Raw genomic sequence first — 20,760 nt, forward strand, 5'->3', positions numbered from 1 at the left:
TACTTCCCTCATTCCGCTCCTTTTAAAATAGCTCTCTCATAAAACTTAAAAGATCAAAGGAAGTTTAATGTTTGGCCTCGACGCATTTATGCTTGCACGGATACAGTTCGCCTTTACGGTATCCTTTCATATTATTTTCCCCGCTATCACCATAGGTTTGGCCACCTATCTCGCCGTGCTGGAAGGCTTATGGCTAAAAACACGTAATCCCGATTACCAAAAGCTCTATCACTTCTGGTCGAAAATTTTTGCGGTTAACTTTGGAATGGGTGTTGTATCTGGTCTTGTCATGGCTTATCAATTCGGCACCAACTGGAGTGGTTTCTCCGACTTCGCTGGTTCTATCACAGGCCCATTACTGACTTATGAAGTGTTAACGGCTTTCTTTCTCGAAGCCGGATTTCTTGGCGTAATGCTGTTTGGGTGGCGTCGCGTCGGCGAAAAGCTGCACTTTTTTGCAACCTCGATGGTGGCGTTAGGAACGATCATTTCGACGTTCTGGATTCTTGCCTCCAACAGTTGGATGCAAACGCCACAAGGCTATGAAATTGTCGACGGACGTGTGGTGCCAACCGACTGGTTTGCTATCGTTTTCAATCCTTCATTTCCTTATCGTTTGGCGCACATGAGCGTCGCGGCTTTCGTCAGTTCAGCACTCTTTGTAGGCGCGTCAGCCGCTTGGCATTTATTGAGAGGCAATCAATCGACTGCGGTAAAAACCATGTTTTCGATGTCGCTCGGGATCTTAGTGTTCCTTGCGCCACTCCAAGCCGTGATTGGCGATGTGCACGGGCTAAACACTCTGGAACACCAGCCCGCCAAAATCGCTGCCATCGAAGGACATTGGGATAACAGCGATGGCAAACCAACCCCATTGATATTGTTCGGCATGCCAAACATGGAACAAGAACGCACAGACTATGCCTTAGAAATTCCTGTTTTAGGAAGTTTGATCCTACGCCACAGTTTAACTGAGCCAATCCCGGCGCTGAAAGACTTCCCGAAAGAGGAACGACCGAACTCACCTATCGTCTTTTGGTCATTTCGAATCATGGTCGGGCTAGGACTTCTGATGATTTTACAGAGCTTCTACAGCATATGGTTACGAAAAAAGAACACGCTTTATACCTCGCGTTGGTTCCTCAAGTTTTCATTATTTATGGGGCCATCTGGTCTTATCGCAATACTCGCTGGCTGGTTTACGACTGAGGTTGGTCGGCAACCTTGGGTGGTGTATGGCGTACAAAAAACGCGTGACGCGGTTTCTGCACACGGAGACCTACAAATGAGCATCAGCCTGCTGTGTTTCCTTGTTGTGTACAGCTTGGTGTTTGGTTTTGGGTATTACTACATGATCCACCAAATCAAGAAAGGCCCCGATGCAATCGAACACGATGAGCACGACATGACGACCGTTTCAGGCCGCATCTAGAATTTGTCACAAAGTTAAGGTAGAGAATATGCATTTTGATTTATCCGTGATTTGGTTCGCGATCATCGTTTTTGCCACTTTGATGTACATCATCATGGATGGCTTCGATTTGGGTATTGGAATACTGATGCCCTTCATCAAGGATGAAAAACAAAAAGACGTCATGGTCAACAGTGTCGCGCCAGTTTGGGACGGCAACGAAACTTGGATTGTGCTTGGAGGCGCATCTCTATTTGGCGCTTTTCCGATGGCTTACGCGGTAATTATTGAAGCGCTAACCATCCCTTTAACGTTGATGTTGATTGCTTTGATCTTTCGTGGCGTCGCGTTTGAGTTTCGCTTTAAAGCATTGGAAAATCACTTAAAGTTCTGGGATCGCTCTTTTATGGTCGGCTCGATTTTAACCACGTTTTTCCAAGGCATCGTTGTTGGCGCGGTAATTCAAGGCTTTGCGGTGGAAAACCGCGTCTTCGTAGGTAGCCAACTCGACTGGCTCAGCCCTTTTCCCATCTTTTGTGGTTTGGGTTTAGTCGCAACGTACGCGCTGCTTGGTAGCACATGGCTCATCATGAAGACGGAAGGTGAACTGCAAAACACGATGCACCGCTTCACTAACAAAACACTACTGGCGATGATCTCCGCATTAGTCATTGTGAGCGCTTGGACTCCACTTGCTTACCCTGCCATTGCGGAAAGATGGTTTTCTCTGCCTAATTTGTTCTACTTACTGCCCGTACCTGTCATTACTGGGCTGGTATGTTTGAAGATTGCCGACTCCGTTAAAAAGCGTAAAGAGCGCAGCCCTTTCGTGATGGCGTTAGTGATCGTGATTCTCGGGTTCGCTGGGCTTGGCATCAGTATCTGGCCAAATATCATTCCTCCTAGCATATCAATATGGGAAGCAGCGGCTCCTGCAAGCAGTCAGCGCTTTATGCTCGTTGGAGCAGTGATCATCATCCCGATTATTCTGGCTTACACCTTTTGGAGTTACTACGTCTTCTCCGGAAAAGTAAAAGAAGGCGAAGCGTACCATTAACGAGTTGATAAGGAGTGAGTATGAAAATCAAAAATTGGTGCCGCCAATGGGCTTGGATGGTTGGAATATGGGTCGTTAGCGTCGCTGCATTAGGGTTAGTGTCTATGTTATTTCGCGTCATGATGACCGCTGCAGGGTTAAAATCTTAGCTCGGCACGTTTAAGTCAATAAAAAATGGATGCCTCTAGATCTTGTGTAAGAGCTAGAGGCGTTTGCATTCAAGTCCGACTTTTCACGTGTGCAGACAATACGATCGTAGATTCTAAACCGCGAGCCACTTCAAAATAACCACCAGCACGAGATAGCTGACGAGCCGTCAATTTTTCTTTGCCTAGCTTTTCAAACCAATAAGGCGCCAATGAGCACTGAGCCGAACCTGTGGCAAGATCTTCTGAAATACCGATTTTAGGTGCAAAGTAACGCAGCACATAGCCACTATCAGAACTTTGAGCCGTCACGATGACAGCATGAAACTCATCAATTTTAATCAGCTCATCAAAGTTAGGTTGATAGCGAACAACATCATCTTCTGATTCGAGAACAACAACCAAATCACGCGTTGTAAAAGCATCTACGGGGTGATTGGAAAAGCCTGAAATACCCAAGGGGATGGCATGAGGCTTGGCTAGCCAACTTGGCATCACTATCCGATACATTCCATCCAGTCCAGTAACGGTAACATGACCATACTGACTTTGTAGAATGACCTCGTTCTTATGATAGTTGGAAATGATTGCAGCGCCTGCGCCCAAACTTCCGTGTCCGCATAGGTTGATCTCTCCTTCTAGGCTAAACCAGCGAATGTGGTAGTCACTGCCAGACTGAACCACAAATGATGTGACAGGTTGAGCGACCTGATGAGTGATTTGAAGTAATTCAGAATCACTCAGCCAGTGATTTAGTTCGACAACGCCACATGGATTACCTTGAGCTAACTCATCACAAAATACATCAAATATTTGCGCTTTAATCATCCATCACCCTTGCGGTTTAACCATGCATTAAATCAAGGTCCTCGTCATTATCATCTCGATAAAAACGAGAGTTCAGCTATCAAGTCAACTTGATGTAGGTAATATATACGACAACAGAGTCGCAATCTTCAGTAAGTTTTGTTCGTTGGGTACAATCGACAGGTTATATGACAAAGCTTTAAGCCTCAACATGACCGATGTGCATGGCTACTTTTAGCGCTTGTTTATTGAGATTAGACGCCTCCCAAGCAACAACAACACGACTAGTGAGAGGGATATCCTCAATCTCGGCGACTGTCGCGGAATCATCGAGATGTTCAGCCAGTGAGCGCGGAACGAGAGCGATACCTAACCCAGCCTGCGCCATGGCAATCGTCGTACGAAGTTGCGGTGCTGCGAACTGTGGTTCGAGCCTTACTCCTGCGTCGGCAAAAAGTGTGCTCATGCCATCAAACAATGCGGGTCCAGTCTCTCGTGGAAACAGTAAAATTTTATGGCCTCTCAACTGTTTCATCTGGATACAGGGATATTTTGCCAGTTCGTGCCCCGCCGGAATCACCGCGACAAACGGGTCGTTAAACAACACCTTGTGCTCAAAAGGCTCACTGGCGTAACAGGGTAGCCGCATGATTGCGAGATCAAGTTGTTTGCTTTTTAACTGAGTGGCAAGCTCTGGCATTGATAGTTCCGCCGTCTGTAAATGAACCCCATTCTCTTGAATACGCCCAATCCTCTCCAATACCTTAATGCAGGTTGATGTTGACGTCGCGAACGCGATTTTAACCTGCGTATTTTCACCACGGGCAATCTGTCGGGCTTTTGCTTTAGCGCGTTCCACATCAGCAAGAATATTTACCGCATCCGTATAAAAGACTTGCCCTGCATGGGTCAGTTCTACTCCTCTAGACAAGCGCTTAAATAAGTCCACGCCAAGCTCGTGCTCTAGCTTTTTGATTTGTTGACTCAAAGGAGGTTGCGCAATCCCTAACTGTTCAGCTGCTCGGGTAAAGTGACGAGTCTCGGCGACCGCGACAAAATACTTCAGGTAGCGAAATTCCATATATTTTCCATATCAAAATAAATCTTTTTTATATTGGATTTAGCACCGTGTAGAAGTCAATCTAAATATACTCTTCATTGCATAACTGGTCTTACTCATGCGTGGATTTTATAACCCTCTATGCGCTTGTTCGCTTGAAGTAGCGAAAGAATTTTCTGAATACCATCACGTTACCGGAGATGGTGAGATTTATCAGACTTCGTTAATGAGTGCTTTGATAGCTGGTGTTTACGAAGGCTCAACAACCATAGAAGAACTGCTGAAACATGGGGATTTTGGTTTAGGTACGTTCAATGAATTGGATGGTGAGTTGATTGCTTTTGATAAGGAAGTTTTTCAACTCAAGTCGGATGGCTCCGCAAACCCGGCAGACCTAGCGCAAAAAACGCCCTTTGCTGTCATGACTTTTTTTAAACCTGATATCGAGCTGCCACTGACATCGCGCATGTCACGTCATGAAGTCCATAACCTCATAGACGACATGGTTCCAAGCGATAACCTATTTTGCGCAGTGCGCATTGATGGCGTTTTCGATTCAGTTCGCACTCGTACCGTACCTAAACAAACACGCCCTTATCGGCCAATGCTTGAAGTGGTCAAAGAACAACCAACATTCCGCTTCACGCATAAGCAAGGCGTGGTCGCCGGCTTTCGCAGTCCTAAATACACGACTGGCATTAATGTGCCCGGCTATCACGAACACTTTATTACCGATGACCGCCAAGGAGGTGGTCATATCCAGGATTACAGCATTTCGTCAGGGTTCCTCCAGATTGGCAAAGTCTCACGGCTAGTGATTGATACCCCAGTATCGACAGACTTCCTCAACGCCAATTTGGCTCCGGAAGATATAAATACCGCCATAGAAAAGGCGGAAAAGTAACAAAGTCAGGCAAATAATAAGGACAACAAATGCAATCCAAACCTTCAAATAAAAATGGAGCTCAGTTGATCGCTCAACAGCTAGAGTCTCTCGGCATTAAGTACATTTTCGGTATTCCTGGTGCAAAAATAGATCGACTGTTCGATGCGATTGAAGACACTAACATCCAAATGATTCCGGTACGTCACGAGGCTAACGGCGCGTTTATGGCGGGCGTTATGGGAAGACTAACCGGCAAAGCAGGCGTCACAATGGTTACGTCAGGCCCTGGCTGTGGAAATCTAGTTACGGGGGTTGCAACAGCAAACTCCGAAGGCGATCCGCTGATTGCTATCGGTGGTGCGGTGAAACGAACTGACCAGCAAAAACAAACACACCAGAGCATGGATACCGTCAGTATTTTTCGCTCTATAACTAAGTTCAGTGCTGAAGTGCAGCATGTGGACGCCGCAAGCGAGATCATGGCGAACGCATTTCGTATCGCAGAGTCAGGTCGTCCTGGGGCTTGCTTTTTGAGTCTCCCCCAAGATGTTTTATCCGAGCAAACCCAAACGGACATTATTGTCCCCTCGCCTTACACACAGCCTGGTTGCGCAGACATCGCAGCAATCGAAGAAGCGGTCAGTCGAATCAGTAAAGCAAAGCGCTGTGTGGTTTTACTTGGCCTTCACGCGAGCCGCAGTCAAAACGCTGCTGCTATCGCTCGGTTTCTTCAAAATACGCAGCTACCCGTTGTCGGCACTTACCAGGCCGCCGGCACGGTAGACATCAATTACTATCATCACTTTGCTGGGCGTGTCGGTTTGTTTAATAACCAACCTGGCGATGTTTTACTGCGGGACGCCGATTTAATTCTCACCATCGGCTTTAGCCCAATAGAGTATGACCCTGAGCTTTGGAACAGCCACCGCAACCCAGTGATTCACCTCGATATTGAACCAGCAGAATACCAACTTAATTATCAGCCTTGTGTTGAAATCGTCGGAAACATTGCGCAGTCATTAGACAAGATGGGCAGCTATATCTCTGAATATGCTCGCCTTTCCCCAACGGCACTTTCAGTACTGGAAGAGGTCGCACTGCAACGGCAAGTGATCAAAACCTATCCCAATGTCTATAACAAGCAAGGATTTCATCCACTGGCGCTAATAAAAGCTATGCAATCTATCATCACACCGGATACCACGCTATGCCTTGATATGGGGAGCTTCCACATCTGGATCGCTCGTTACTTGAGCTGTTTTCGAGCTCGCCAAATGCTGGTGTCTAACGGCCAACAAACAATGGGCGTTGCACTACCATGGGCCATTGGTGCCAGCCTACTAAAACCTGGTAGCAAAGTGGTATCGATATCGGGAGACGGCGGTTTTATGCAATCGAGCATGGAGTTAGAAACCGCGGTTAGACTGAACTGCAATATCGTCCATATTGTGTGGGTTGATAACGCCTACAACATGGTAGAAATGCAAGAGATCAACAAATATCAGCGCTGCTCTGGTGTGAAATTTGGACCAATTGATTTCAAGGCCTACGCCGAATCATTTGGCGCGAAAGGCTTCGCAGTGACTAGTCAACACGAATTGCTACCGACATTGAATAAAGCCATGGACGTTGAAGGACCAGCAGTGGTGGCTATCCCCGTAGATTACAGCGACAACGACAAACTGATGTTGCCGCGCACAGAGAAAAATCAAGATCCCGTTTTTGTAAGTTTCGAAGGAGAAATCGCATGAGAGGATTAAAAAATAAAGTCGCACTCGTCACTGGTTCTGCCAATGGTATTGGTTTGGCCATCGCAAAACGTTTGTATGAAGAAGGCGCAAACGTCGCTCTTGCCGATTGGAATGAAGAGCAGTTGGCAAACGCCGTTGAGGGCTTTGATAAACAGCGTGTGTCTGCGCATTCTATTGATGTTTCTGACCCAGAAAAAGTCGCAGCACTGATTTCTGATGTTGTTACCCGTTTCGGTAAACTGGATATTTTAGTAAACAATGCTGGCGTACATGTCCCTGGTTCCGTGATTGAAGGTAGTGTGGAAGACTGGAAGAAGATCTCTGGTGTAAACATTGATGGTGTTGTTTATTGCGCGAAGTTTGCTTTGCCTGAACTCTTAAAAACGAAAGGTTGTATGGTAAATACCGCGTCCGTTTCCGGTTTGGGTGGTGACTGGGGTGCCGCATTCTATTGCGCGAGTAAAGGCGCAGTGGTGAACCTTACCCGAGCGATGGCATTGGACCATGGTGCGGAGGGCGTAAGAATTAACGCCGTATGCCCAAGCTTAGTAAAAACCAACATGACGAACGGCTGGCCGCAGGAAATCCGCGATAAATTCAATGAGCGCATTGCGCTCGGCCGAGCCGCCGAACCTGAAGAAATTGCGTCCGTCGTGACTTTCTTGGCAAGTGATGACGCATCTTTCATTAATGGCGTAAACCTACCTGTAGACGGCGGTGCCACCGCATCAGATGGTCAACCTAAAATAGTGTAAGCATTAACACTGATTGAGCAGAATTTTTAACTGTAAGGTATCCACGCAAAAAAAGAGCCGAGTTTGTACTCGGCTCTTGTGTGCCTGTTCTTAAGCCTGCGATGTTGCTAAACCTGCCGACGCGCCGCCTAATAACACATGATTAAATTCCATTCGAGATTCTTGGGCTTGCTCAGACAGTTCTTGTTTCTTCTTTTGAGCCAACTCAAGCGCTTCGGTTAGTTGCTGTAGCTCTGTTTGCATCTCTTCTGGTAAATGATGGTCCGAAAACCCAGATTCACAGCTGTGTTCTAAGGCAAATGCGCGAATTCTCTTACGCATGCTCATCAGGGCCGCCATTGCTTCGCGCTCTTCTTCAGCCGCCTGTTGAGCTAAGTCTTTAAAGCGCTCAAATTTCGCCAAAGCCATTCCCTCTGTTGACCAAGGGTCAATTTCCGGCAGTTCTTCAATGTTAATGGTTGGCTCTTCGTATTCTGCTTGATGTTTAATATCTAGGCTCGCCGCGCGGACAAAGGACACCATCAACATCACCGAGATAACTAACAACGGTAAACCTCCCACGATCGCAGCGGTTTGTAATGTCGATAAACCTCCCATGAACATTAGGACGGTTGGCAGAAAAGACAAAGTAAACGCCCAGAACAAACGGTTCCAGCGCATCGGTTCTTCCGTCACATCATTTTGAACCACAGACGCAAGAATGTACGAGATAGAGTCAAACGAAGTCGCCGTAAAAATGATACACAATAGTGTAAAAACACCAATAACGATTGGCCCTAACGGTAATGTGTCTAACGTTGCAAAAATAGCCGCTGGCGCGCCTGATTCGTTGAGGATTGCAATGACATCAAGCTCACCCGTCAATTGCAACGATAAACCATAGTTACCTAAAACAATGAAGAATAAGAAACAACCTAAAGAACCGTAAAATATAGAACCTACGACCATCTGTTTGATCGTTCTTCCACGCGAGATACGCGCAACAAACAATCCCATACAAGGAGCAAAGACCAACCACCATGCCCAGTAGAAAATAGTCCAGTCTTGCGGGAAGTGTGTATCTGTAAACTCACCATAACCACCAAACGGCTCCGCCCAGGTAGCCATAACAAAGAAGTTAGACAACATACGACCAATTGAATCTAAGCCCGTTTCTAACATGAACACGGTTGGCCCAACGGCAAGTATAAAGAGTAACAAGCCCATCGCACCCCAGAAGTTAATGTTACTAAGGAATTTGATCCCCTTCTCAAGCCCTGCATACGCGGAGTAACCAAAAATAGCAGTACAGAGAAGTAATACAGCCACTTGGCTGAAGGTATTGTTTGGAAGACCGAAGATATGATGTAGACCACCATTGATAAGAGGCGCTGCTAAGCCAAGCGTAGTCGCCGCGCCACCCAACATACCAAAAATAAACAACACATCAATAAACTTGCCAATACCACCGTTTGCACGCTTTTCTCCTAATACAGGCATTAACGCACTAGAGATTTTCAAAACAGGTTGTTTGCGTACATAAAAGAAGTAAGCGATAGGCAGAGCAGGAATAAGGTAAATTGACCAAGCAATCGGTCCCCAGTGAAACAGACCATAAGTCGCGGCCCAGCGAATGGCTTCTTCACTGCCTGCTTCCAACTGAAATGGTGGTGATTGATAGTAGTATGCCCACTCGATACACCCCCAATACAGAATACTTGCGCCAATACCTCCACAAAATAGCATTGCAGCCCATGAGGCGTTACCAAATTCTGGTTGCTCGTCGGCTTCACCAAGTTTGATTTGGCCAAGATCGCTGAACACGGTGTAAATCATAAAACACATTGCTGCGATACCCAGTGCGAGGTATAACACACCAAGCTTATCGGTCATGAAAAATTTGGCCGAAGCTATCCAATCCGCACCTTGTGTGGGAAATAAAATTAAGGGTATAACGACGCTGAGTAAAAGAAAGAGTGAGCCTAAGAAGGTAGGCTTATCGATGAGAGAAAATGATTTGTCCATATTATATATCCTTATATTTTCAAAGGACATGATCCACATTTCTCGCAACTTCGCCAATTCACAACACTTATCGTTACCACAAGAATAATTGTCTTTAAAAGATGCATTATGTGACGCTGATTTTGTATTCATTATTTGATGCCATAGCGTTTAAATACGGCAACTTTTCTGCCACACCATCCAGCGCTCCTACCTTTAAAAACCTCAACACTGTTTGCCACCACTGAGGATTCCACAAGCTTAAACGTCGGTTCTAGATAACCCTCCAACTCCCCACTTCGCAAACAAAATGGAGGGAAGCGAGAGTGGTAATCATCATCTATAACGAAACAACCAATTAACAAACCGTCTCTTGTCAGCAATTTATCCACCATAGCAAAGTAATCTGGCCACTGGTCTCTCGGTAGTGCAGCGAGAAAGGATTGATTTTGGCGCAACATGGATGGATGCCGAACTCGCAGCCCCAGCCAATGACAGCGCTTGGCAGACGTTCAACGCCAAAGTGACATTCCCCCAAGCGGGCTACTACGAAGTTGGGGCAAAGGCGACTGATGACCAAGAGGTGGGCCAACCTTTTGCTATCACATGGAACCCGAAAGGTTACCTCAACAACACCTTCCACCGAATCGCGCTGATTGTTAAGGGTTAAACATGAAGGGGGAATAACAGTGAAAGCAACATCCTTAAATAAGCGGGTTTTCCCGCTCTCGTTTACTTTTCTCGCGCTGTTAAGTTACTCAGCCTTAGCAAACAATGACGAGTTGATAGCCGCAGGCGAACAGCAAGCGATGGTGTGTAAAGCTTGTCACCAGTTTGAAAAATGGAGGAAGTGCTTGTGGGGCTGCCTCTTTGGGGCTTAGCAGAGCGTGATATTGCCGGCTTTACAGGCTTCAATTACAGCGAAGCCATCAAACAGCATCAAGGTCAATGGGACGCAGAAAAACTGGATGCTGTTTTTGGCGTCACCACAGGAGTTTGCTCCGGGCACAAACATGGTCTTTCCCGGCGTAAAAGACCCGGGTGCGCGAGCCGCAATCATTGCATGGCTAGCAACCCAAAACCCTACACGCCACCAGATTGGAATACTGCTTCATCTGAAGTGGAGGTCAAATCAGCTGGTGATGGGATATTAGCGCCAGGAGAGAATATGGAACTCGTCGCGGCAGTCTGCTCAGCCTGTCATTCGTTACACATGGTCACACAACAATGACTAAGCCGCCAACGATGAGATGAAACCTTAGACTGGATGATTGAAGAGCAAGGGATGGATGAACTGCCGGGTGATAATCGCGAAGCCATTCTGAAATACCTTTCGACCTATTATGGGGGTAACTCCCGCCTTTAAAACTAACGCTTATTGATATTTTACATACGTATTCTTTCTGTGTGAGTATCCCCTCAACAGGAATAGAGTGAAGTAACCTCTGTTATTTCACAGTATGTATCGATGAGGTTTAAAAGATTGAAGGCAGAAGAGTTTTTTGACAACCATTACCTTTCTATTTGGGTTTTTCTTGTTGGCGTGGCAGTCATTACCTTGATTATGATGGGAGGCGGCATGGCAGTAACGTTGCTGGCAATATTGATTGACCAGTCGTCTGAGCACTTAACTACTGATACTTTCTTGGCTCTAAGCTTTTCTTTTGCTGGGGTCATGACTCTACTGCTTGTTATCCCAAACATGATGATTGTTAGAGGCAAACCTAAAGCGGCAGAAATCAACTTAATCAATATTTACTTTCAGTTCCTTGTTTACGCTCTTGGCCTATTCCTTCTTGAAGATGAACATAAACTTTTTTTTGTTAGTTTTGTACTTTTTCCTATTATCGCTCTCTGGCTCATGGCATCGACCAAATATCATACATTTGTGACTTACTTTTCAGCGATTAAAAAAGAACCAGACAGTTTCCGCGAATACTTTCTAAAGAAGTCTCAGTGACGACTAACGTTTCTGCCACACCATCCATTGCTCTCTGCCTTTAAAAACCTCAACACTGTTTGCCACCACTGAGGACTTCACAAGTTCAAACGTGGGCTCTAGAAAAGATGCCAACTCCCCACTTCGCAAACAAAATGGAGGAAAGCGTGATAGGTAATTATCATCAATGACGAAAAAACCAATTAGAAAACCTCCGCTTGGCAATAATTTATCCACCATCGAAAAGTATTCTGACCACATATCTCTCGGTAGTGCTGCGAGAAAGGCCCGCTCGTAAATGACATCAAACGAGTGAGAAAAATCGGCATTAAATACATCACCCAATACGACTTTATCTTTGTAGTTACCTAACGTTGATTGCGCCATTTTTACCGCTTCTTGGCTGTAATCCATCGCGATCACGTCATGCCCATATTGAATAAAAGTGCTCAGTTCATAAGCGGCACCACACCCAGGAATAAACACTGACTGGCCTACATGAAGTGAATTGTCGAGATAGTCCTTGAGTTCTTGAGGTGTCGATTGGGCATCCCAAGGCATAGTGCCTCGGATAAACAAATCATCCCAGAATTGTGTGTTAATCATTGGTGCCTGTTTCATTTACCCGCTCCCTGATTGCGGTAGTAAAAAATAAAGGGATACGCAGCGCAATGTGGTATCCCTTTTCTAGCCTTTTGTCTGACGTTGTTAGTTTTTTATGACAACCACTTTCTACTGCACTTATGCCACCAATGAGTTAACTGCGAAGATCATTGATTAACGGCTGCTCCGCTTGGTTCGGTACAAACTGGACATTGCCTTTCAGTTTAGTGACAGACTGGAGTGTTGCTTGAATGTCCTCTGCTGATACATGCACATCATGACAACAGAAAGTAATGGCATCGTTGAAGCCATCGCGCTCAATTTTCAAGGAGCCTTTAATATCGTGGCGACGACAGACTTCTTGGATCTGATGCGGATAAACAAACAGCCCTTTTACTTTCACCGCGGAGTCTGCTCGTCCCATCCAGCCCTTAATTCGTGCATTCGTGCGTGAAGAATCAGAACTTGTCTCTAGGTATGCCGATAAATCTCCCGTTGCGTAGCGAATCAGCGGGAACTTCTCATCGAGCGACGTTACAACGACTTCACCGACTTCTCCCGGTTGTACAGGAACACCATCAGGATCAACGATTTCAACAATAATATCTTCGGCAATCACTAATCCTTGTTCACCAGACACTTGATAAGCAATCAAACCAAGCTCTGCACTTGCGTAGGCTTGAAAGACTGCAATGCCTTTTTCCTCAAACATCTGTTGCATGTCTGCTGTAACCGCTTCACCAGAGACCAGAGCTTTCTCAAAGCTAGGCAGCTCATTGTATTTCTCTTGGTACTTTTGTAGCAACGTCAGCAAATAAGAAGGTGTGCCAGTGTAACCATTAGGTTGAAGCTGTTTAATTGCCTCTATTTGCGCTTCGGTATTGCCTACTCCAGCCGGAAATACCGCACAGCCACAAGCCCTTGCGCCACCATCCATAATAAATCCGCCAGGAGAGAAATGGTAAGAGAGCGTGTTATGCACTAAATCACCCGCACAGAACCCAGCAGCGTGAAACGCGCGCCCCATACGCCAGAAATCGGCCTCATCCGTTTGAGCCTCATATAACGGCCCAGGAGATTGGAATACGCGCGCCATTTGACCAATGGCAACGCTATTTAAGCCACCAAACGGCGGTTTAAGTTGCTGCTGATTAGGTACATTGAACTTACGTGTAATCGGGAGCTGAGCAAGCCCTTCACGATTGTTTGCCAATGTAGGATCTAACTCAGAAAAATGCGCTGCGTAATGTTCGCTATTGGCTTTCGAATTCTCAATCAGTGCTGGCAAACGTTGAAACAGCGACTCTTCTCGCGCCTGTAGAGACAACGATTCTTTCGCATCAAATAGTTCGTTCATCCTTGCTCCTTACAACCAACGCTTACGACGTTTGTAAGATTTCAGATTCTTAAAGCTCTTGCGATCTTCATCGCCGCCGCCAAGGTAGAATTCTTTTACGTCTTCATTGTTTAGCAATTCGTGCTTGCTGCCATCTAGTACGATTTTGCCTGATTCCATGATGTAACCGTAATCGGCCGCTTGAAGAGCGAAGTTGGCATTCTGCTCAACCAAAAGCATGGTAATACCTTGCTCTTTGTTGATCTTGTTAATAATGCTGAATACTTCTTTAACTAGCAGTGGAGAAAGCCCCATAGACGGTTCGTCCAACAAAATCATCTTCGGTCGAGCCATTAATGCTCGGCCAATCGCTAACATTTGTTGCTCACCGCCAGACAAATAGCCCGCCAGGCCAGTGCGCTCTTTGAGTCGCGGGAAATAGTCAAACACCATTTCGATGTCTTGTTCAACTTCGTTGTCAGTGCGTGTATAAGCGCCTAAGCGAAGATTTTCTATTACCGTCATATCTTCAACAATTCGGCGCCCTTCCATAACTTGGAAGATGCCCGAACGGACGATCTCTTCCGGGTTTTTGTTGTCTATACGCTCGCCCATGAAGTTGATTTCGCCGCGCGTCACTTCACCATCTTCGGTTTTCAATAAACCAGAAATGGCTTTCAACGTTGTGGATTTACCCGCACCGTTGGCGCCCAGTAAGGTCACAATCTGCCCTTTTGGAACTTCTAAACTCACACCGCGAAGTACTAGTATTACTTCGTCGTAGACGACTTCAATGTTGTTCACTGAAAGCAGTATTTCTGCCGGTTCGATATTCGTTGCTAATTCAGCCATCAAACTACTCCTTGCTAGGGTGAGAGTGTTCTCTCACCCATCCTTATTTTCAGTAAGCTTTGTTATTAATAAGTCGTAGATTAGTAACCTAGCCAATCGTCACGACGTGACAATGTCACCTGAGATACTTTCTTAATATCAACTGCGCCGCCATCGTTGTTGCCCATAAAGACGTTCACGGTTGTTGTGCCTCGGTGATCTTCCGGTTTCCAGTTCGCAGGGACACAAACACCTTCTAAGCCTTGTGGTACCCAGTTGTCATGGACATACATGCCCTTCTTGATGTTTTCACCTGTGATGCCACCGTTGTCTTTCGCCCACTCCATTGCTTCTTTCATATAGAACGCAGAACAAATACCGCGAATGTAATGGTGAGTTCTGAATTCGCCCGGCTCTGATTCAGACTGCTTAGAAATCTCACGGACCAGTTTCATGCCTTCATTATCATCTCCCCAAAACGCTGTCATACCTGGGAAAACGTAATCTTTAAGGCCATCGCCTGCTGCTTCAAGCACTGGCTTATCGCCGCCCCAAATGTTTGCCATGTACTGGAACTCTGTCCCAACCGTGTTACAAGACTTCACTAGTGAGATAACCGAGCTACCGATATTAGCAATGTAACCGTAGTTGGTGCCTGACTCTTTCAGCGACAAACATTGCGCTTTGAAGTCCCCTGGTTTTAGTGACACAACGACTGGGTTTTGCACATCAAAACCAAGCTCTTTGGCGTACTCTGCACACGCTTCTTTTGGCGCATTCGGGAATGGATGGTTATCGCCAATGTGCGTAAATTTCGGCGCACCTTGATTGCCCTTAGATTCCCAATCTTCTTTCGCCCACTTAACTAGCGCACGGCACGCATCTGAGTACGACGCACCATAAAAGAAATTATAAGGCGCTGGTTTCGCGGTTTTTGGGTTTTTGCCAGTTGGGTCAGTTAAGTGACCAGAGTAAGAAGCAGAGAACACCGGCACTTTGTCTTTGGTAACAAACGAAATAAGTGCTTCGGTATCCGCCGTACCCCAACCTTGCAGCGCAACCATGTCTTTACGCGCCACCCAACGTTTATAGTTGGAAATCGCCACTGGTACTTTGTACGCCATGTCTACTGTTTCAAATTCGAGCTCGGTACCGTTAATGCCACCGTTTTGGTTAATCCAACGCAATGCGTCTCGCACGCCAGAACCATAAGGCTTGCTTACATAGGCAGTTGGTCCAGAAAAGTCGACTAATTGCCCGACAAACACAGAATCTTTTGCCCAAGTTGCGGTAGTAAACAGTGCAGATGACAGCACCAACGTTGTCGCTAAATGTCCTTTGTTCATAACTCGTTGTCCTTGTTATTGAGGTATATTCCACTTAATTCCACGTTAATATGAGAACGGATAGTGTTTCCAATATGCTCGAATCTGTTGCCAGCGATGCGATAATCCTTGAGGTTCGAAAATGAGGAACAGCATGATGACTAAACCAATCGCCATCTCTTTGAAGTAAGCCAGACCATCAGTGAAAGCGGTGGTATCACCAAACGCTGAAAGCCCCGTTACGCCAAACTCCAAAACTTCAGGCAGCAATACGATAAATATCGTCCCCATCAATGTGCCTTTGACTGAACCCAAGCCACCAATGATGATCATTGCCAAGAACTGGATAGACATCATGATGGTGAAGCCTTCTGCTGATACAAACCCTAGATAATGTCCGTAGAGTGCCCCCCCGATGCCTGCATAGAATGCACACACTCCAAATGAGAGCAGACGATACTTGGTTAGGTTGATGCCCATGATCTCTGCTGACAAATAGTGATCTCGTACTGAGACAAACGCGCGACCGTCACGAGAACGGATTAAGTTTGATGCCCACATATACATGAAGATCAGCGCAAACAGAGCGATGTAGAAGAAGCTTTCGTCAGTCGTAAACTCAAAGCCAAACAAATTAATTGGGTTCGCGCTTGCACCGTATGAGCCGCCACTGAACCAATCTGCGCGAGCAAAGAAGTCCTCTAAAATAAACTGCGCCGCCAACGTTGCGATGGCTAGATATAAACCTTTAATTCGAGCTGCTGGCAGACCAAACAGCATCCCCACAATCATGGTTAAGTAACCCGCAAGCGGAATCGCAAACACGACTGGAATGTTAAACTGGTTATTTAGCCAAGCCGATGCAAAGGCGCCAAAGCCAAAGAACGCACCGTGACCTAGCGAGATTTGTCCGGTAAAACCAACCAAAATGTTTAAGCCCAATGCCGCGATACCGAGGTATGCAATCTGAATAAACAGGTTTAGGAAGTAAATATCCAAGACCAGCGGTGCTGCCAGCATGGCGATGACACCAGCAATCGCAAGGCTTCTGATGGTTTTGGTTTCAAAAATTGGCGTATCGCTTTTGTATGTGGTTCGAAAATCACCACATGGGCGCATGCTAAGTTGAGCCATGTTATTTCTCCTTAAATACGCTCAATATCTTTGGTACCAAACAGGCCATATGGCTTGAAGGCAAGAATGATTAACAGCACATAGAATGGTGCGATGTTGTATAAGTTACCCACTTGCAGGTATTGGCTATCAAAAAACTCAGCCAAGTTTTCTAGCACCCCGATGGTAATACCACCGACAATTGCGCCGACTACAGAATCTAAGCCACCTAAAATAACGGCTGGGAAAACTTTGATACCAATAATGGATAGCGCGTCAGATACGCCGTTAACGATACCGATAACAATCCCTGCTGTTGCAGATACCATTGCCGAAATGGCCCAACTGATGGCGAACACTTTCTTGATGGAAATGCCAAGACTCTGGGCTACTTGCTGGTTGAATGCCGTTGCGCGCATTGCCAGACCCATTTTGCTGAATTTGAAGAACCAGTAGAACGCGCCCATGATGAGCATTGAGAAGATCAAGCTCAGAATGTAAGCAAACTCAACATTCAAACCTCCGATATTTACCACGTTGGTTTCGAACACTTGCGGGTACGACACAGCAGAGACACCGAATATCCACTTCATCAGCGCTTGGAAAAACATCGATAGACCGATGGTCACCATGATCACAGAGATAATCGGTTCACCAATCAACGGTCTGAGCACAATGGTTTGCACGGCGATACCAAAAATCATCATGAACGCGAGCGTGAGTAAAAAGCCAATAAAAAACGGTAACTGTAGGTGCACCAATGCCGCCCAACATACCCATGCGCCAATCAACAAGAACTCACCCTGAGCAAAGTTGACCACCTGGGTCGATTTGTAAATCAATACAAAGCACATGGCGACAACGCCATACAACATGCCAACGATCACGCCATTAATGACGAGTTGCAGTAATAAATCCGTATTCACTATGCGATCCTCCGTTGTTCGCTATCCACTAGTGTTGGCTCATGCTCAATAAGCGTTTCAATAACTAGCGACGTTTGAATGCGTGTTTTAGTGCCATCTTGATAAGTGATCACTGTATCGACATCGACTTTTGGATCGTCGCTGTAGATGGTTTCGATGATGTCTCCGTATTTCTCTGCAACCACACCACGACGCACTTTACGCGTACGAGTTAACTCGCCATCGTCGGCATCCAACTCTTTGTAAAGTAGAATGAATTTGCTGATCTTCTGTGCATCCGGTAGGGATTCGTTCACTTTTTGAACTTCTTCACGAATCGCTTGGTACACTTCTGGTTGAGCAGATAAGTTGGTGTAGTTGGTAAATGCCAAGCCGCGTTGCTCTGCCCACTTCGCGACGATCGCATAGCGAATACAGATGATGGCAGACAGCCAAGGTCGACCTTTACCTACCACCACGGCTTCTGCAATAAACGGCGAGAACTTGAGTTTGTTTTCGATAAACTGTGGCGAATAACGGTCGCCATGGCTGGTTTCCGACATATCTTTCAGACGATCAATCACCACCAAGTGACCGGAATCTTTAAAATAGCCCGCATCGCCTGTGTGCATCCAACCATCTTGAACATCTTCATCATATGCTGCTTGGTTGTTTAAGTAGCCAGTAAACATACCTGTACTTTTCGCGATGATTTCACCAACGCCATTGCTGTCCGGGTTGATGACTTTCACTTCTGCATTATCAAACGCAACACCAACGGAATCGTAATCCACATCATCCGCTTGGTGCACGGTGTATGCGCCACACATTTCGGTCTGACCATAAAGCTGCTTAAGTGGCACACCAATAGCTTGTAGGTAACGGAAAGTATCCGGTCCCATCGCCGCACCGCCGGTTGCCGCAGATGTCAGGTTCGAAAACCCTAAACGGTCACGCAGAGCACGCAGAAGAATCCATTCAGCCAACTTAGAGCGTTTACCCTGCTCCAGCGCTTTGTTGGCTAAGCTCATGCCCAGTTTGTACATCTTTTGCTTAAACGGTGTCGAATCCATCATTCGTGCAGACACGTCTGCCACAATGTTTTCCCACACACGTGGCGCTAACAGCACAAAGTTTGGACCGATTTCACGCAAGTCGGACATCATGGTTTCTTGTTCTTCCACAAAGTTAACGATTTGACGAGAAATCAACGCCTGACCAACCACGTAAACCTGCTCCATGATCCAAGGCAAAGGCAGAACAGAAACGTAGTTGTCGCCTGGGGAACGAGGGTCTGCACGCAAGTAAGCCGCACAGTGATCCAAGAACGTGCCACTGTGTAGCAGAGCCAATTTTGGTTTAGAAGTCGTACCCGACGTTGTACAAAGAATTGAAAGATCGCTGCCTTTGGTTTCAACAACCATATTGAGATATTTGTCTGGGTCCGCTTTATCAATCAGCTGACCTTTTTTGTAGACCTGTTCAACATCAATCAATCTTGGATCATCGTATTTACGCATTCCACGAGGATCGCAGTAAATAATGTATTCAACGCTAGGAATTTCATCACCAAGCTCAAGCAGCTTGTCGCATTGCTCTTCATCTTCGGCAATCACGACTTTTGCTTTGGCATAGTTGATAAGGTACGCCACCTCTTCGTGCATAGAATCTTGATAGATGCCCAGCGAGAAACCTTTGATCGCATGTGCCGCTAACTCGCCCCATACCCATTCAGGGCGGTTATCACCTAGCAAACCAACGACATCTTGCTCACCAATACCCAAATCTTGTAGTGCCAGTGCCATCCACTTGACGCGGTTTTCATAATCCTTCCAAGTGAACTCTCGCCAAATACCAAACTCCTTTTCACGCATTGCGACTTGTTCGGGCCAGTTCTTGGCATTGTGTTGCAACACTTTTGGAAAGGTATCTAAGCGGGTTATATCTGCCCAATCATTATGTTGCTGTGCCATTATGCACTCTCCTCTAATGTCGGTAGCTCTTCGCCTAAGTACGCTTGTTTCACATGTGGGTTGGCCATCACTTCTTCAGGCTCACCTGTAGCAATGTGTTTCCCGAAATCCAAAACCAAAACGCGATTAGAGATGTCCATGACCACGCCCATGTCGTGCTCAATCATGATGATCGTGATATCTAATTCTTCATTCAGATCCATGATGTAACGTGCCATGTCTTCCTTTTCTTCCAAGTTCATTCCTGCCATTGGTTCATCAAGCAGCAATAACTTAGGTTTTAAGGCAATGGCACGAGCAAGCTCTACACGTTTACGTAATCCGTAAGATAGCGTGCCTGCAGTCGCTTTTCGGATGTGCTGGATTTCTAGAAAATCGATCACGTCTTCCACATATTTGCGGTGCGCCATCTCTTCTTTCTGCGCATTAGAGAACCAATAGAGTGGCCCCGTGACGAAGTTGTTTTTTAGTAGGTGGTGTCGGCCAACCATGATGTTGTCCAGTACCGACATGTGAGAAAAGAGCGCTAAGTTTTGGAAGGTTCTTCCCAACCCTAACTCAGCTCGTTGGCTAGGTGTCCGTTTAGTTACATCATCTCCAGCGAAGATTACAGAGCCTTTGTTTGGTGTGTATCGACCAGAGATGCAATTGAGCATTGAGGTTTTACCTGCACCGTTTGGGCCAATGATTGAAAAAATTTCCTTTTCATTCACATGGAAGCTCACGTCAGTTAAAGCTTTCACCCCACCAAAAGCCAATGAAATATCGTTTACCTGCAACAGAGGCGATTCCGATACCATAGTTGATCTCCCTTTCGTTATTTTAAGTGCGTTCCATTGAGCACTATTTGATCAAACCTAACTTTGATACTGGTAACCG

The 20,760-nt window shown here is 46.1% G+C and carries 19 protein-coding genes and 2 pseudogenes; 9 read left to right on the top strand and 12 right to left on the bottom strand.

The window, feature by feature from the left end:
- Nucleotides 1-67: 67 nt before the first annotated feature.
- The 3 genes from NL626_RS08290 to NL626_RS08300 are packed head-to-tail and all read left to right on the top strand — an operon-like array spanning nucleotide 68 to nucleotide 2,617.
- Complete coding sequence (locus tag NL626_RS08290; RefSeq protein WP_005382691.1) at nucleotides 68-1,432, top strand: cytochrome ubiquinol oxidase subunit I; 1,365 nt, start codon at nucleotides 68-70, stop codon at nucleotides 1,430-1,432.
- Between the two features lie 28 nt (nucleotides 1,433-1,460).
- A complete protein-coding gene (gene cydB / locus NL626_RS08295) occupies nucleotides 1,461-2,468 on the top strand; it encodes a cytochrome d ubiquinol oxidase subunit II (RefSeq protein WP_047101326.1) in 1,008 nt (335 codons plus the stop codon).
- 20 nt (nucleotides 2,469-2,488) lie between these two features.
- Nucleotides 2,489-2,617 carry a DUF2474 domain-containing protein gene (locus tag NL626_RS08300; RefSeq protein ID WP_005373267.1) on the top strand — a complete coding sequence of 43 codons (129 nt, stop codon included), beginning with the start codon at nucleotides 2,489-2,491 and terminating at the stop codon, nucleotides 2,615-2,617.
- 69 nt (nucleotides 2,618-2,686) lie between these two features.
- Here the strand turns inward: NL626_RS08300 and NL626_RS08305 are convergent, their stop codons facing one another.
- Both NL626_RS08305 and NL626_RS08310 read right to left on the bottom strand, forming a co-directional pair.
- Nucleotides 2,687-3,442, bottom strand: coding sequence for a PhzF family phenazine biosynthesis protein (locus NL626_RS08305; RefSeq protein ID WP_186585396.1), 756 nt, complete (start codon nucleotides 3,440-3,442; stop codon nucleotides 2,687-2,689).
- Between the two features lie 178 nt (nucleotides 3,443-3,620).
- Nucleotides 3,621-4,502, bottom strand: a complete 882-nt coding sequence (locus NL626_RS08310) for a LysR family transcriptional regulator (protein WP_213903275.1) — start codon at nucleotides 4,500-4,502, stop codon at nucleotides 3,621-3,623.
- 97 nt (nucleotides 4,503-4,599) lie between these two features.
- Between NL626_RS08310 and budA the strand changes: the two genes are divergently transcribed.
- From budA to NL626_RS08325, 3 genes are read left to right on the top strand one after another with little or no spacing between them, the layout of a single operon-like run.
- Nucleotides 4,600-5,385: an acetolactate decarboxylase gene (gene budA / locus NL626_RS08315; RefSeq protein ID WP_005382707.1), complete on the top strand. Its 786-nt coding sequence runs from the start codon at nucleotides 4,600-4,602 to the stop codon at nucleotides 5,383-5,385.
- 29 nt (nucleotides 5,386-5,414) lie between these two features.
- Complete coding sequence (gene alsS / locus NL626_RS08320; RefSeq protein WP_047008215.1) at nucleotides 5,415-7,118, top strand: acetolactate synthase AlsS; 1,704 nt, start codon at nucleotides 5,415-5,417, stop codon at nucleotides 7,116-7,118.
- The gene (locus NL626_RS08325; RefSeq protein WP_054574665.1) at nucleotides 7,115-7,873 is read left to right on the top strand and encodes an SDR family NAD(P)-dependent oxidoreductase; all 759 of its coding nucleotides are present in this window, start codon (nucleotides 7,115-7,117) and stop codon (nucleotides 7,871-7,873) included. Before alsS ends, NL626_RS08325 begins: the two co-directional genes overlap by 4 nt.
- 90 nt (nucleotides 7,874-7,963) lie before the next feature.
- On the opposite strand, the gene NL626_RS08330 is transcribed toward NL626_RS08325, so the two are convergent.
- Both NL626_RS08330 and NL626_RS08335 read right to left on the bottom strand, forming a co-directional pair.
- The gene (locus NL626_RS08330; protein ID WP_064354691.1) at nucleotides 7,964-9,877 is read right to left on the bottom strand and encodes a BCCT family transporter; all 1,914 of its coding nucleotides are present in this window, start codon (nucleotides 9,875-9,877) and stop codon (nucleotides 7,964-7,966) included.
- 131 nt (nucleotides 9,878-10,008) lie between these two features.
- Nucleotides 10,009-10,317: a TPMT family class I SAM-dependent methyltransferase gene (locus NL626_RS08335; RefSeq protein WP_226083206.1), complete on the bottom strand. Its 309-nt coding sequence runs from the start codon at nucleotides 10,315-10,317 to the stop codon at nucleotides 10,009-10,011.
- On the opposite strand from NL626_RS08335, the pseudogene NL626_RS08340 reads away from it, so the two are divergent.
- The 3 genes and pseudogenes from NL626_RS08340 to NL626_RS08350 form a co-directional block, all read left to right on the top strand.
- Nucleotides 10,284-10,526, top strand: a pseudogene (locus NL626_RS08340) (molybdopterin containing oxidoreductase); the annotation flags it as partial. The gene NL626_RS08335 and the pseudogene NL626_RS08340 sit on opposite strands and share 34 nt — an antisense overlap.
- 19 nt (nucleotides 10,527-10,545) lie before the next feature.
- Nucleotides 10,546-11,222: pseudogene (locus tag NL626_RS08345) on the top strand (cytochrome c family protein).
- 102 nt (nucleotides 11,223-11,324) lie between these two features.
- Nucleotides 11,325-11,816 (top strand): hypothetical protein, encoded by a 492-nt coding sequence (locus NL626_RS08350; protein WP_253657220.1) that lies wholly within the window; start codon nucleotides 11,325-11,327, stop codon nucleotides 11,814-11,816.
- A 3-nt stretch (nucleotides 11,817-11,819) separates the two neighbouring features.
- Here NL626_RS08350 and NL626_RS08355 read toward each other — a convergent pair whose 3' ends face one another.
- The 8 genes from NL626_RS08355 to NL626_RS08390 all read right to left on the bottom strand — a co-directional run bounded on the left by NL626_RS08355 (nucleotide 11,820) and on the right by NL626_RS08390 (nucleotide 20,681).
- Complete coding sequence (locus NL626_RS08355) at nucleotides 11,820-12,416, bottom strand: methyltransferase domain-containing protein (protein WP_005382731.1); 597 nt, start codon at nucleotides 12,414-12,416, stop codon at nucleotides 11,820-11,822.
- Between the two features lie 136 nt (nucleotides 12,417-12,552).
- Nucleotides 12,553-13,755, bottom strand: coding sequence for a phenylacetate--CoA ligase family protein (locus NL626_RS08360; protein WP_170890151.1), 1,203 nt, complete (start codon nucleotides 13,753-13,755; stop codon nucleotides 12,553-12,555).
- 9 nt (nucleotides 13,756-13,764) lie between these two features.
- Complete coding sequence (locus NL626_RS08365; RefSeq protein WP_054574668.1) at nucleotides 13,765-14,586, bottom strand: ABC transporter ATP-binding protein; 822 nt, start codon at nucleotides 14,584-14,586, stop codon at nucleotides 13,765-13,767.
- Nucleotides 14,587-14,666: 80 nt separating this feature from the next.
- Nucleotides 14,667-15,911 (bottom strand): ABC transporter substrate-binding protein, encoded by a 1,245-nt coding sequence (locus NL626_RS08370; protein WP_005373285.1) that lies wholly within the window; start codon nucleotides 15,909-15,911, stop codon nucleotides 14,667-14,669.
- A gap of 45 nt (nucleotides 15,912-15,956) precedes the next feature.
- A complete protein-coding gene (locus NL626_RS08375) occupies nucleotides 15,957-17,024 on the bottom strand; it encodes a branched-chain amino acid ABC transporter permease (protein WP_005382737.1) in 1,068 nt (355 codons plus the stop codon).
- 11 nt (nucleotides 17,025-17,035) lie between these two features.
- The gene (locus NL626_RS08380) at nucleotides 17,036-17,929 is read right to left on the bottom strand and encodes a branched-chain amino acid ABC transporter permease (RefSeq protein ID WP_005373295.1); all 894 of its coding nucleotides are present in this window, start codon (nucleotides 17,927-17,929) and stop codon (nucleotides 17,036-17,038) included.
- A complete protein-coding gene (locus NL626_RS08385; RefSeq protein ID WP_151515677.1) occupies nucleotides 17,929-19,881 on the bottom strand; it encodes a long-chain fatty acid--CoA ligase in 1,953 nt (650 codons plus the stop codon). The genes NL626_RS08380 and NL626_RS08385 overlap by 1 nt, the downstream gene beginning before the upstream one ends.
- Nucleotides 19,881-20,681, bottom strand: coding sequence for an ABC transporter ATP-binding protein (locus NL626_RS08390; protein WP_005373297.1), 801 nt, complete (start codon nucleotides 20,679-20,681; stop codon nucleotides 19,881-19,883). The genes NL626_RS08385 and NL626_RS08390 overlap by 1 nt, the downstream gene beginning before the upstream one ends.
- Nucleotides 20,682-20,760 lie beyond the last annotated feature (79 nt).

The sequence above is a fragment of the Vibrio sp. Y58_MX_L22 genome, assembly GCF_024181865.1.
Classification (GTDB): Bacteria; Pseudomonadota; Gammaproteobacteria; order Enterobacterales; family Vibrionaceae; genus Vibrio; species Vibrio alginolyticus.